10 protein-coding genes and 1 pseudogene are annotated in these 13345 nt (G+C 37.9%); all 11 read right to left on the reverse strand.

Going from position 1 to position 13345, the window contains the following annotated elements; genetic code table 11:
- Positions 1-322 precede the first annotated feature (322 nt).
- A complete protein-coding gene (locus I2432_RS07150) occupies positions 323-832 on the reverse strand; it encodes a hypothetical protein (protein ID WP_012679835.1) in 510 nt (169 codons plus the stop codon).
- Positions 829-1452: an ATP-binding cassette domain-containing protein gene (locus I2432_RS07155; RefSeq protein WP_043039163.1), complete on the reverse strand. Its 624-nt coding sequence runs from the start codon at positions 1450-1452 to the stop codon at positions 829-831. The genes I2432_RS07150 and I2432_RS07155 overlap by 4 nt, the downstream gene beginning before the upstream one ends.
- Complete coding sequence (locus I2432_RS07160; RefSeq protein ID WP_043039164.1) at positions 1452-3434, reverse strand: ABC transporter permease; 1983 nt, start codon at positions 3432-3434, stop codon at positions 1452-1454. The genes I2432_RS07155 and I2432_RS07160 overlap by 1 nt, the downstream gene beginning before the upstream one ends.
- Before the next feature lie 66 nt (positions 3435-3500).
- Positions 3501-3806, reverse strand: a complete 306-nt coding sequence (locus tag I2432_RS07165; RefSeq protein ID WP_111678243.1) for a hypothetical protein — start codon at positions 3804-3806, stop codon at positions 3501-3503.
- A gap of 166 nt (positions 3807-3972) precedes the next feature.
- A complete protein-coding gene (locus I2432_RS07170; protein WP_012679838.1) occupies positions 3973-4290 on the reverse strand; it encodes a hypothetical protein in 318 nt (105 codons plus the stop codon).
- Positions 4272-5576, reverse strand: coding sequence for a hypothetical protein (locus I2432_RS07175; protein WP_206158689.1), 1305 nt, complete (start codon positions 5574-5576; stop codon positions 4272-4274). Before I2432_RS07175 ends, I2432_RS07170 begins: the two co-directional genes overlap by 19 nt.
- Positions 5573-5995: a hypothetical protein gene (locus I2432_RS07180; protein WP_043039168.1), complete on the reverse strand. Its 423-nt coding sequence runs from the start codon at positions 5993-5995 to the stop codon at positions 5573-5575. The genes I2432_RS07175 and I2432_RS07180 overlap by 4 nt, the downstream gene beginning before the upstream one ends.
- 134 nt (positions 5996-6129) lie before the next feature.
- Positions 6130-6509, reverse strand: a pseudogene (locus tag I2432_RS07185) (hypothetical protein).
- A gap of 429 nt (positions 6510-6938) precedes the next feature.
- Positions 6939-10490, reverse strand: coding sequence for a chromosome segregation protein SMC (smc, locus tag I2432_RS07190; protein WP_043039169.1), 3552 nt, complete (start codon positions 10488-10490; stop codon positions 6939-6941).
- Complete coding sequence (gene rnc / locus I2432_RS07195; protein WP_038674782.1) at positions 10491-11183, reverse strand: ribonuclease III; 693 nt, start codon at positions 11181-11183, stop codon at positions 10491-10493.
- Between the two features lie 258 nt (positions 11184-11441).
- On the reverse strand, positions 11442-12956 hold the full coding sequence (locus tag I2432_RS07200) for a helix-turn-helix domain-containing protein (protein ID WP_043039170.1): 1515 nt from the start codon (positions 12954-12956) through the stop codon (positions 11442-11444).
- Positions 12957-13345 lie beyond the last annotated feature (389 nt).

The raw sequence follows: 13345 nt of genomic DNA on the forward strand, positions 1-13345 counted from the left end.
TTATGTTCTATTGTATCAATTTCCTTATTCCAATTTCTGTTGCAATTAACTTTAACATACAATCTAACCATTTCACTTTCAAGGGAGTGCAAAACCCGAGTGGGGTGTGCAACTCAAATCCCAGTATAACTCCTTTCGTTATACCACAGGTAGACCAAAAAAGGGCGTGCCATCTGACATACCCTTGTTTTAACAGTCAATCTGAGCTCCGTTTTTAAAGGCTAAACTTCTTTATCTTCATACTCTCAACGCTTATTTGCCATAATTCTTAATTGAAGCCCGTCACTAAGTTTTCTTGTTACTAAAGAGTTGAGTAATGAATCTATCTAGACTGATGATTTTTCTCCTTAAAAGCTTCATATAGTTTTTTATATAACGCTTTCTTTTCTTTTTTCTGAGCATTAAACTCTTTTTTACCGTAATCAAAATTTGCTACCACAAACCCCTTGTTATTGTTAGAAAAATCAAAAAATTCCATTTCGATTAATTTGTTATTCTTAGAATCTTCTATAGTATTCTCTAAATGATTGTTGAATTGTTTAACATCTTCTTCACTAACTCCAAAACCCATAGCAGCTCCGTCTGCAATGATGTTTGAAAATATTTCTTCTGAAGATGCTGCTTCTTTTACCCTTATTAGGTATATGGCTTCTTCTGTTTCTAATTGTCTTACTTTATTCCATTTTTGGGTATCACTAGAAGAGATCGTATAGACTGTTAAATCTACCGTAGGTTTATTGGGATTTTCTTTTTTTATTACTTGTTTTCCCACTAAGAAAATTGCGAGTATTCCAATTAATAATATCAACGTCATATAAGCTTTCTTTTTCATATCTCACTCCCTATATCTTTCAAATCAATGATAACATCAACCTTATTATATACAGCTGGATCATGTGTTGCTATAATAACATATTTATTTTCGGCTGTTTCACTCAATAATAAATTAATGATTTCTTTTCCAATCTCACTATCCAAAGCTCCTGTAGGTTCATCCGCTAAAATAATTTTACGTGGCTTCATTAACATTCTTGCAATAGCTACACGCTGAGCCTGTCCTCCAGATAATTCATATATTTTCTGATTTAAATAGTCATTAGAAAGTCCTACTTTTTCAAGTACATCAGCTATTATTTTTTTATCTTTATTGATGAGTCTCAAATTATCATATACTGTTTTGTTTTCTATTAAAGAATAATTCTGGAATACATACCCAATAATAGTTTTAAAGAAAGTTCTTTCTTTTGTCTTCCAAATATCCTGCTCATCAACTAAAACCTTTCCACTGTCAATTTTTTCTAGTCTTCCTATGATATTAAGTAGTGTACTTTTACCTGAACCAGAGCCTCCAATCAATACGTAGCTTTTTCCAGCTTCAAACGTTAAATTTAAATCTGTGAATATCTTTTTTGAGCCGAATTTTTTGGTAACATTCAAAACTTCAATTGCCATTAGTCATCTCCTTTTAGAATTTGTGTATATTTTTCAGATAATTTTCTAAAACTCATTATTGTTGAAAAAATTAAAACCATTAAAGAAGCAATGCCAATATATAATAGCTCTACTTGTCCTGTCATCATAAATGTCAATAGAATAACCATTGTAATAGTCACAATAAAATAGTTGAGACTTGAAATGGCTATACGTGTTTTCGATAGGCCTAAAATGATTTTTTTAACATAGTCATTCTGTTTTAAGGCAACAAACATTTGAGCATACTGATAAATGAGTAGAAATACGATTCCACAAATAATTATTTGCAGTATTTTTGAAAGGAAAATTTGATGCTCTAAGGATTGAATATTAAGTTTTACAGTTTGGTAAACCTCGACTGGATTGATTGAAAAATTCAAACTAGCACTCAAATCGTTGATTTTCTTAATTGCTTCCGAACTAAAAAGTGAGTTATATATTATATTACTTGCCAAAATAAAATCGTTATTTTCTATCATTTTATCAGTATCTAGCACAACGACTATATTATCCTTACTATCTGTCACACTTTCCAAAGGTAGATTATCTTTATTTTCAGGAACACTACTACCATTTTCATTGAAATAGAAAAATTCTTGCCCATCAGGAATGACTTGCACCGTAAGGTCATCTTTTGTATAGTTTGTACCAGTAAATTGTTCTGCTACAACTGTATTCTCGATTGATGCCTTATTCTCTTTAAATTTATGAGGAATATAGATGGTTGCTATTTTATTATCTAATGATTGATAGTTCGTTCCATTAACTTTATTTTGTACCCTGGCACCTGTTTGATTAATATAAACCAGTTCCTTATTGACTTCTGGATGCGTTATTCCATCACTTTTTAATTGCTTAGAAAAATCTTCTGTAACATCAGAAGCTGCCATATATTCTGGAACATAGGCTGAAGATGATTTGATATATATAAAATCCAGTTTTTTTAAGGCTTTAGCAATCTCTATGTACTTAGCTCCTGAGTCATTTGCTTCTTCTCCATTAGTAACAGATTCATTTTCAATACCCAAAAACTCTGGCCTTTTCCAGTCTTTTACTGCACTCCATGGTTCTAAATGCTTTATCTGCATGTTTATCTTTGATTGACTAACCTTTGTTTCCCGTAAAAAGACTCCTGAAACAACTATTATGCTAGAAATAACCGCAAGCCATACGATAAAAATGAGGCTATTTTTGGCCTTATTTTTTATAATTTCAATAGGTTTTTCAACCTTAATAGTTAGCCAAAATAGAACAAAGGTGATGATGTCAATGATTTGAAATATGATCAAATTAGTTAAAAGCATAGAAAAAAATAACTTGGAACTATAGGTGAAAAAACCACTACCCAAAAAAGAACTATAAGAAATCATCAATAAAGCGGCCATAACCAGTTCAAAAGTAAATGACATGAAATAATCTCTTCTTAGGTCGTGTACAGGTAATCCTAAAGAACGTCTTATCACTCCTTCTTTAGTCTGTCTCGCTCTAACAACAAATAGAACAACTAATAAGGTTAAGTAAATTGAAATCATTAGCAATAATCTCAACGGACCAGTAAATTGTATCATTCCTCCTATCTGCCAAGGGTAAGCCAGATATATGACTTGAAGACCTGTAGATGTGAGCGGTTTTAAACTATTTGAATCTAATTCCCCTAGGGTATAATACATCCCTGTGATTGGTGCAGACTTTAATTGTTCATGATTAGTATTATCAAACTTGATATAAGTCAACTGCCCCGAATTTTGAACTACCGGTTTGTAAATGGTAACTTTTTTCTCTTTTGATAGGTCACTAATCGTTTGATACACTTCTTCATTAGAAAGATTGCTTTTCCCTTGAATGGAGAAGGCACCATCAATTGGTAAAGGTATTGGTTTTTGAGTATCATTAATACTAACCAGACCAATAGCAGCAATTAAACAAAAGAAGAATCCAACAATGCATAATTTTAATTTCATAAGCACCTACCTATATCATAAAAGGCCCTATAGCATTATTGGGCCTTTAGCTTTCATAAACCATTTTTAAAATGTAAAGTAATTCCAATGTGCATTTAATCGAACATCATTCCAGCTTTTTGTTGCGCTTGAGTTTGCCCATCCATATTTTTGAGAATCTCTATCCTTAACTGTTCCCCATAGATTAGTTACCGAAGATTTTGAACCAATATTATTTGGAGACTTAACATAGTCATTAGAATAACCATAGTTATCACTTACACCATAATTCCATTCATCAATAATTGGATATGGAGCTGGATGCGCTGTTGCTGCACTAACAACTCTAGCTGTAGCAGCAGATCCAAAACTTAAAGTGCTTACAGCAAGCAAAACTAATGTTTTGTCACCAATTTTTCATATTAGTTCTCATTGGATAGATTGTTAAAAATATTTGAACAATCTAAATAATATATTATTATTTATTAACATAATATCATATTATTATTTGAATTACAAGATGCTAAATTGCAAGTAAAAGTTAGTCATCCTATAGAAATTATCCGAGTGACTTGTTGTTCAAAATTTTCCCCAATTTTAAAAAGAGATGAAACTCTGCGTTGGATTGATCCTTTAAGCGACCCAATTCATTGAAAAAATCTGATGCAGCATTGGCAGATAGGTCTAAACGCTTCAAAAAAACACTCATCTTCTGGTACTCAGAGTTGATCAAATCATTTAAGACATGTCTTCTTTCAGATAAGCTGTCTTCACGCTTCTGATAGGCTCTTTTCTGGCGCAGAAAGTCCTGCTCGGCATCATCCATCTCCCGAAGCTTACGATAAATAGCCACTTCCTCTACAATTCTGTCTGCCATGCTCTAAACTCTCCTGCTAACTGACGATCCGTTTCAAGCTTGCTATCAATAACCGTCTGAATATCTCTATTCAAGTTTTCAAAGTCTGTGGCCAAGGCTGACATCTTGCTGACCTTGGATTGAGTATAGTCCTGAAAGTCTTGGACAAAGCGGTCATATGTGATACCATAAGAAGCAAATAAGGCCTGCACCTCATAGTAGGGCAGCTCATGAAAAGAGTTGAAGTCAATCGCCGACCACACTTCCATAAGCTTTGCGTCTGCAACCGTTTTATGATCCAGAGCTTCATCAGCCCCCTCTCGAGCAGCCTTAGCCATCGACGAGCCTAGGATCATTCCCTGTGCCGCATCTAAAAAGAGCTCCTCAGAACTACTGAGCCCCTTGCCGGTAGACTGCCAGTGCGCCTTTAAAGACTTTAAATGAATCATTCCTTGAACAGCATGTGAGTAGATTCGACTATATTCATTGACAACCATGTCTCCATTCTTTTTACTAAGAACTGCACCCGTTCGCAAGTCAAAATACCAGTCAGAAATACTATGGCTTTTTCCTTCTATCCAATGTATTGTACCGTAATCATCATAGTATTTCCAAGGCTTATTGACATCATTATAAGACGTCACAGTATCATTCTTTTTTCTATAGCTGATGAACATATGCGGGTTCTTTTTTAAAAAAGTCAACTCTTCTGTAGTGAGGGCGTGATAATTAAACCAAGCATTAAATGTTGTTGCTGGGATATGGTATTTTGCTCCCGCCTTAGTTACATAAGCCCCTTGGCTATAACCTGTTAGCTGTGAAATACGGACATCAGGTAAATCTTGAACGGTTTCGATAAAAGTTTCTAATGACTTATACTGTGGAGATAGGTTAGTGTATTTTGCAAGACCTGCAGAAACTAAGTCTTGTGATATGGTAATAGTTGCTACCATGGGCTCCATTCCTACAGGTGAGGCATTAGCTATACGGAGCTTTAAGTCCTTTGCATTCGGGTCAGTTCCCGCAGCAACAACCGCAACATGTTTCAAATCTATTTTGTCATCTATAATCGGTGCCACAGCCATACCATCAAAACCTGTTTTAGGATCAGAATAGGTTTTAATAACTTGGAAATCTTGATTATCAACTGTGATCCTATTGATTTCACCTGACCTTAATTGATTATCCGGTTTATCGACAATTAAGTCATAATCATATCTATTGGCATAATCCTCGCTAACACTGTAAACATGTTTGCCTCTATTAAAAACATTTAATTGTTTATCTGAATAAATAAAATAATTCATTGATACCCTTTCTCACCATCAGAATAAGAAACTGGCACTTCCCAATCAGTTTTCCCTTTATTAGCCTCTAAATACTCCCAACCTGCTATATTTTTTCTTTTTATTCCTCCTGTTGAAAAAGTCTTTTCTTCAAGACTATAGCTAGTACCAAAAAAGATAGTCTCCCCATCTAAAAATTTAATACTAATTTCACAATGCCAATTTCCTGGTGGTATAGTATAGTGCGGATTTGTGATTGTGATTTCCTCAATCCCTTTGTAGGAGTTTTTTAACACTTTCACCAAACTAACTTCATACTCATAATTCCGTAACTCTTCTTCAGATTTGTGGTTGATATCTGGGTTATTCAAACTAAAAACCATAAGCAGCCCTCCTATGAGAATCATTAAAGCAATAAAAGCTTTGGTCGACTTTTTCATGAAAGTTCTCCTTTCAACTAGTCTCCTGCCTGTCAGTGCCATACCGAACTACATTATTGGACTTTGCTTTCCTGGGTTCGACATTATAGGCCTGTTCTGACAACTTCTTATAACTACTATCGGATATCATCATATTAACTCCTTTTCTCATGAGAATACGTAATTGCCACTCCCTCTAAAGAAACTTTTTCAATGTCTTTAATTCTATATCTCACAGGCCCCATTTCTTCCAGACTATTTTTCTCAACTAACTTAAACGTATCTGGGTGATAAGAGCGCCCACTAATATTCGCTAATCCTGACAAGCCATCAAACGAAAAGCCCATTTCATTTTCTCCATTATAACTACTGTCGTCCCCCACGAACCTGTTTCACGAGAATGTCCCCAGCCTGTAAACTTAATGGTTTCAACACCTTCATAGTCACTGACCAGCAGCTTGGCAATACTGGTCTCCAAGTCCCTTTTTTGTTGTTCCTCTGTTCTTTTGCCATTCAAACTAAAAAGCATTATCATCGCTCCTACTGCTATTATTAAGCCTAGCCACAGCTTTCGGTTATTAATCTTAACTGTCATCATGTCCTCCCCTTCACCCTTTTGCTGACAACCGTCACTCTAAGAAAGACAGCATGACTAATTAGGGTGAAATTAATATCAAATCTTATTTATATTATTCTCATTTTGTAATTAAATTATAATATACAGACATCTACTTGTCAATATATTATGTCATTAGTTACTTTTTTTAGCATATTTTAATTAAAACCAGCCGCGCCAAGTTCTAGGAGCATGTCAAAAACAGCAGCTTACTGCTAGCCAATCCTTGTGCTTTGTCCTTTGGAAAGCCAAAAAACCTACCCATGACGATAGGTTTTTTTATAGCTTATTCTTGGTTATCATCTGCTACATGTAGAAATACAGCTAAAACTAAGCTCTGTCCTAGATTTATGACAAGTAAGTCAGATCCTGCGTATCCTTGAGCTTAACAGATACTACCTTAGAAACACCAGATTCTTGCATGGTAATCCCATAAATACTGTCTGCTGCTGCCATTGTCCCCTTACGGTGGGTAACCACGATAAACTGACTATCCTTGTCAAAACGATTGAGATAATCTCCAAAACGCTTAACATTGGCCTCATCAAGGGCCGCCTCAACCTCATCTAAAATCACAAAGGGAATAGTCTTAATGCGGATAATAGCGAATAAAAGGGCTAGCGCTGATAAGGCTTTTTCTCCACCAGACATCACATTCAAAGATTGAAGCTTTTTGCCAGGCGGCTGCACTGAAATATCTACTCCAGCAGAAAGCAGATCAGTCTCTGTCAACATCAAGTCCGCTGAGCCTCCGCCAAACATCTGCCTAAAGGTCTCCTTAAAGCTATCACGAATAGCCTCAAAGGTAACCCTAAAGCGTGCCTTGACCTCATGGTCCATATTGCCAATTGTATCTACCAAGAGATTCTTGGCCTTGATAAGGTCAGCCCTTTGACCATTTAAGAAGGTCAAACGCTCACTAACCTCATCAAATTGAGCAATAGCATCACTATTGATTGGGCCTAGGGCACGAATGCTTTGCTGAACCTGCTGCAATTTCTGTCTTGCTGCTGCCATGTCAGTGTCATTGATTGGGCTTGCCTGCTCCTTGGCCTCCTCTAAGCTTAGCTGAAGCTCCTCTGATAGGCTTCTAGCGTGCTGCCGCAAACGACCAATAACCTGCTCTAAGTCAGCCTCCAGTCTTGCCTGCTGACGAATGAACTCTTCATTTTTCTTGGCTTCCTTAAGCAATTGAGCCTCTAGCTCCTCCAGTCTGGCGTCATAGTCCTCACCTTCAAAGCGCACCTGAATGAAGTGCTCCTGAGTCTTAATCTTGCGTTGATTAGCCTCTGTCAGCTGATTTTCTAGGTGAGGCAATTGGTCAATGGCCTCCTGACTAACCTGATGTGATAAAACAGCCTCCAAATCAGCTAATTCCTTCTGACCCTGAGCAATCATCGTCTCCAAGCGACGCTGGTTAGCTGCTTCAAACTTTTTCTCGTTGAGCAAATCTCGCTCTTTAAGACGAGCCTGAGATAATTCCTGGCTAAGCTGGTCCTTCTTTTGCTTAATCGTATCTTTATTTTCCTTAATTTGCTCAATTTCTGACGTTAAGGCTGATTTTTCATCAGCTAGGAGCTGCAATGCCTCCTCCAGCCTCGCTTTTTCTGATAATAAGCGCTCACTAGACTGAACAGTCTGGCGGTTGCTGAGAAGCTCTAGCAGCTCTTTTGAGTCAGCCAGCTTTTCTGCCAGCTGCTGATAGGCCAATTGTGTTTTTTGCTCGGCCAGTCTTGCTTCCTCACCAGCCAGCTTAGTATCAGCCTGTACAGCCTTTTTAGCCTTCAAATCAGCCTGTACAGCAGCTACTGCTCCTTCAGATTCCTTGATCTGCTCAGAAAGCAAGGCTAGTTCCTTCTCAATCTGGTCTAGCTCTGGCTTGATAAAGGTTGTGCTATTGTGACGATTTGCCCCCCCTGAAAAGGCACCACCAGGACGCAGCTCGGTACCATCAAGCGTTACAATTCTGACCTTATAATGCAGCTGCTTAGCTGCCTGATTAGCATGATCAATGGTATCAAAAATAGCTGTCACACCTAACAGGCTTTGTACAATAGCAACCAAAGAGGGCTCATAGGTCACCAAAGAATCAGCTGTGCCTAAATAGCCCTGACAAGCCCTGAGCTGCTTGAGAGTCACCTCAGAAAGCTGACGGGCCTTAATCGTTGTCAGAGGTAAAAAGGTCGCACGCCCCTGACGATTAGCCTTTAAAAAGGCTATCGCTCGCTTGGCTGCTGCCTCATCTGCCACAATAATATGCTGACTACTAGCTCCCAAAGCAATCTCAAGTGCCGTTTGATACTGACTATCAAAGGTCAAATGCTCACTAACTGCTCCTAAAATACCATCAAGCTTACCAGCAGCTTGAAGCACTGCCCTAACACCTGCGTAAAATTGACTATGATTTTTTTGGATAGAAACCAAACTAGCCCTACGAGCCTCCTTGGCTTTTTTCTGATCTAACAAATCAAAAAGCATCGTTTGTCCCTGATGATAATCCTGCTCTAAGGCTTCAACTGTCTTTGCTAGCTCTTGATAATCAGCTAGGAGCTGCTCAAGCCTTGATTGACTAGCTTGATAAGCTAAAAGGGCAGTCTGTGTGTCCTGATTGAGCTGGTCGACCTTAGCCTGCAGGGCTTGATATTCCTGTTCCTGATTTTCTCTGGTCTGGCTTTCCTTATCCAGCTGAGCTATTACAGCAGTTAGCTGATTGGACATATCAGCCTCCTGCTGCAGCAATTTAACAAAATCCTCACGAAGAGCCTCAAGCAGCTGATCTGGATCGCTAGAAAATCGCTCAAGCTCCTGAGAAAGCTCACTGACCTTGGTATTAAACTCAGCTAAGGCTTGATGGATCTCATCTAGCTGATGACTCTTTTGCTGATGTTCCTGTTGAAAAGCAAGCAATTGCTCCTGAGCCTGCTGCCTGCGCTGACTGGCCTCTGTTTTCTTTTCCTGCTTTTGACTAAGGTCCAGCTTGATGAGGTCAATCTGTCGCTCCAGATCTGATATGACCTTTGTCAATTCTAGCAAATCAGCCTGCGTCTGCTCAGCTACAGCAGAGAGCTTTTGCCGCTTGGTTTTTAGACGGTGATTTTCCGCCTCTAGACTCTGACGCTTCCTATGATAGGCCGCTAGATCCTCACGAAGAGCTGCTAAGGCCTTTTCTTGAGCCTCCTGCTCCATGCGGTCTTGCTCTATATCTTTGACCAAAATATCCAGCTGTAGCTGCTTACGATCAGCATCTAAGGCTAAAAATTGCCTAGCAGTTTTCGCCTGTCTTTCTAGAGGACCAGCTTGATGCTCAAGCTCATAGATAATATCGTCTAAGCGGTCAAGATTATCTTGAGTTTGGTTTAGCTTAGTTTGCGTCTCCTTCTTGCGGGTCTTGTATTTCAAAACTCCAGCTGCCTCTTCAAAGATGGCCCGTCTTTCCTCTGGCTTACTATTGAAAATCTCCTCAACACGACCTTGAGAAATAATAGAGAACGAATCGCGCCCTAGTCCTGTATCCATAAACAGCTCGTGAATATCTCTTAGCCTAACCTTTTTACCATCAATCAGATAATCACTGTCGCCATTGCGATAGATATGCCTCTCCACACGAATCTCTTTCTGAGCATTCTTGATAAAGGCATCTGAATTATCCAAGACAACAGCCACCTCTGCATAATTCAAGGGACTCCGATGCTCAGTTCCAGCAAAGATCACATCTGGCATCTTACCACCGCGCAGGCTTTTGGCACTGGCCTCACCAAGTGCCCAACGAAGGCTTTCTGTCACATTACTTTTTCCAGAGCCATTTGGCCCTACAACAGCTGTGACCCCCTTATCAAAGATAATCTTGGTCCTATCTGCAAAAGACTTAAAGCCCTGCATTTGTATTTCTTTTAAAAACATTTAGACCTCACTAAGTTGGGCTAGGGCATTTTTAGCAGCATCCTGCTCTGCCAGTTTTTTAGATCTACCTGTCCCCTTGCTAAGACGATCCTCACCAACCAATACAGCTACCTCAAATTGCTTAGCATGAGCTGGTCCAGTCTCGCTAATCACCTGATAATCAATCACAACATCACCCTTAGCCTGTAACAACTCCTGCAAGCAGGTTTTATAATCCTTGACCTTCTCAAAGGTTCCCTGCTCAACCTGTGGAATCATAACCTGATTTAAAAAGCGACGAACCTCTTCAATGCCTTTATCCAAAAGAAGAGCACCCAAAAAAGCCTCGAACAAATCGCCTAAAATCGTATCACGATGACGGCCTCCTGATTTTTCCTCGCCCTTGCCAAGCTTAATATAAGCATCAAACGAACAATAGCGTGAAAAGCCTGCTAAACTTTCCTCTCTGACAATCGTTGATCTAAGCTTTGACATATCACCCTCAGTCTGCTTAGGATACTTGGCAAAGAGGTATTCTGAAATAATTAACTGTAGAACGGCGTCTCCTAAAAATTCCAAACGCTCATTATGTGAAATGTTTAGGAGGCGATGCTCATTAGCATAAGAGGTATGTGTAAAGGCAGTCTCTAGTAATCTTTTATCATCAAAACGGATATTAAAAGAGTTTTCCAGCAGGGCCTCAAGCTTTTTCATCATGACAAATCTCCTTTTCTAATGTCCTTATAAACCATTCTATTATAACAAAAATCCACTTGAAAGGCTTATCACAAGTGGATTTTTCAGAAATTATTGTACCAAATAGACACGAGCTATTGGCTGCTGCTATTTAGCATAGGTGTTATCACGATCAGCAGTAAGCCAATCAAAACAGGTATCGCTAAAGCAAGTTCTCACAAAAAATGGTCCAAAGAAAAACCTAGCAGCCTTATACCACTTGCTTAGCAAAAAAACTTACTCTACCCTATCTCCAATCAAGAGCTGCTCTAAAAGCTGCTCGTAATGCTTACGATGAAAGTTCAGAATTGATTTTACCACTGTTTTTCCCTGCTCCTTAATGTAATCCATGCTCATACCAATTAAGACGCTCTTATCTGGAAATACCTGCTGCTCCTCAAGAAAAGGCAAAATATTATCACTCGTAATCACAAAATCAGGAGCCTGTTCATAATTTTCCAGACTATCTGTTAGCATGTTGATACGAGTAATATTAACCTTATAAGAAGGAATACTTGAGATAACAAAGTAAGACAAGACATCACCTAATGCTCTCTTGTTTTCAACGATGATGACCTCTACAGGCGGCAAGGACAGCTCAAGCATCTGCTCTAAATGAAGGCACATAAAATGCAGGTGCCCTGGTGAGAGCGTTTCTGACTGGTAGCTAACCATCAGCCAGTCCTTGATTTGCTCTTCAACCTTTTCTAGCAGCAGCTGACTGCCTTGATACCTCTTTGAATAGTAATCCTGAAAGCTAATCAAATCATGCAATTGAAAGAGACATCTTCTGAAAAAGGGAAGTAAAAAATACATCTGATCCCTTAGATGAAGCTGACGACCAAACAACATTTCCAAGCGATTAACAAGCTCCTTATACAGCGGATCTTCTTCTAAGATATTGTAGACAAGACGTAATTGCTTGTCATTCCAATAATGCATAAGAAAAGAACTATCAACTGTAAGATAAACCAAGTAAAGATAATCTAAGTCACCAGAATCAAACACAACCTGAGTACGTGTCTCAATTTCTTGCTTAGCATAGCAACTGATTTGCTCAAAAATAGATAATTCTTTTAAACGGTCAAATAAAGTAAGCTGTGGTAAGGATACATCATAATTCTGCCTCTTCCAAGACAGCATGAGTAAAATATCAAAAAGATAAAATTTCTTGTCCAAGAAAACAGAGGGCTTTAACCGCGTAGGGGTTGAAAAAATAAAGGCATGAATAATTTCCATATCCTTAGGTGTCATCTCATAAACAGCAAACCCATACTCCTTATGAAGCATGGCAATTAAGTAGCGAATCCGGTACTCATCCCCTATAACCCGGTAATCATCAATATCCAAATGAATGGATTGCAGGTAGCCCTTTAGCTTATTGACAAGATGATAGGCCTTTGATTTGGAAATAAACTGTCTTCTGATGAAAGTTGTCAGACACTTTGTCCTGTAATTATCCGTCAACAGAAACTTCAAAATTTTAAGCGTATCAGATGATGCATAAATACTGTGAAAATACTTTTCCTTGTTATTAGGATCAAACTCACAGGTAATGCCTGACTTCAATACAGTAATAGACAGGTCTTTGTCAAATAGAGCATTAATCTGATTAAGGTATTCCTTAGCTTTTCTGGGAGTTATTGACGTCTGCGAACACAATGAATCAAGTGTAATCTCTTTTTCTGTCAATAAGACAGCCAATATTAGTTTTCGCTCAACAATATCTCTTTCTAAATAGTAATCTAACAAAATAATCTCTCTCCTTATTAGTTTGTATGACCATATACATTTTAGTTGATAGGATTTAAAAGTCAACTAAAAAAAATACACAAAAAATAACGACTGCTTCCTTTCAAGGATCATCTGAAAATGATAAATAAAAAAGACTGAAAATATTTTATAAAATAACCTATAAGAGTATACAGTCAATAGCTTATAAAATCAAGCCTTATGATAAGACCTTGACAAATTAGCCTTTTTTAGACATTTTATGAGAATGTCATTTTACTAACATAATCAGAATATTAGTAACTTAATTAAAGATAAAAAAAACCGAAATAAATGCAAAAACCAAGACAAAAATCGCCACATGATACTACTGTCAGCTTAAAGACTATTCTTTGAAAAAGCTATCTTTA

Source organism: Streptococcus equi subsp. zooepidemicus, assembly GCF_015689395.1.
Classification (GTDB): Bacteria; Bacillota; Bacilli; order Lactobacillales; family Streptococcaceae; genus Streptococcus; species Streptococcus equi.

Bases quoted from the DNA above. Each gene is read 5' to 3' on its own strand.
- I2432_RS07150 (WP_012679835.1), bottom strand. From the start codon at position 832: ATGAAAAAGAAAGCTTATATGACGTTGATATTATTAATTGGAATACTC.
- I2432_RS07155 (WP_043039163.1), bottom strand. From the start codon at position 1,452: ATGGCAATTGAAGTTTTGAATGTTACCAAAAAATTCGGCTCAAAAAAG.
- I2432_RS07160 (WP_043039164.1), bottom strand. From the start codon at position 3,434: ATGAAATTAAAATTATGCATTGTTGGATTCTTCTTTTGTTTAATTGCT.
- I2432_RS07170 (WP_012679838.1), bottom strand. From the start codon at position 4,290: ATGGCAGACAGAATTGTAGAGGAAGTGGCTATTTATCGTAAGCTTCGG.
- I2432_RS07175 (WP_206158689.1), bottom strand. From the start codon at position 5,576: ATGAATTATTTTATTTATTCAGATAAACAATTAAATGTTTTTAATAGA.
- I2432_RS07180 (WP_043039168.1), bottom strand. From the start codon at position 5,995: ATGAAAAAGTCGACCAAAGCTTTTATTGCTTTAATGATTCTCATAGGA.
- smc (WP_043039169.1), bottom strand. From the start codon at position 10,490: ATGTTTTTAAAAGAAATACAAATGCAGGGCTTTAAGTCTTTTGCAGAT.
- rnc (WP_038674782.1), bottom strand. From the start codon at position 11,183: ATGAAAAAGCTTGAGGCCCTGCTGGAAAACTCTTTTAATATCCGTTTT.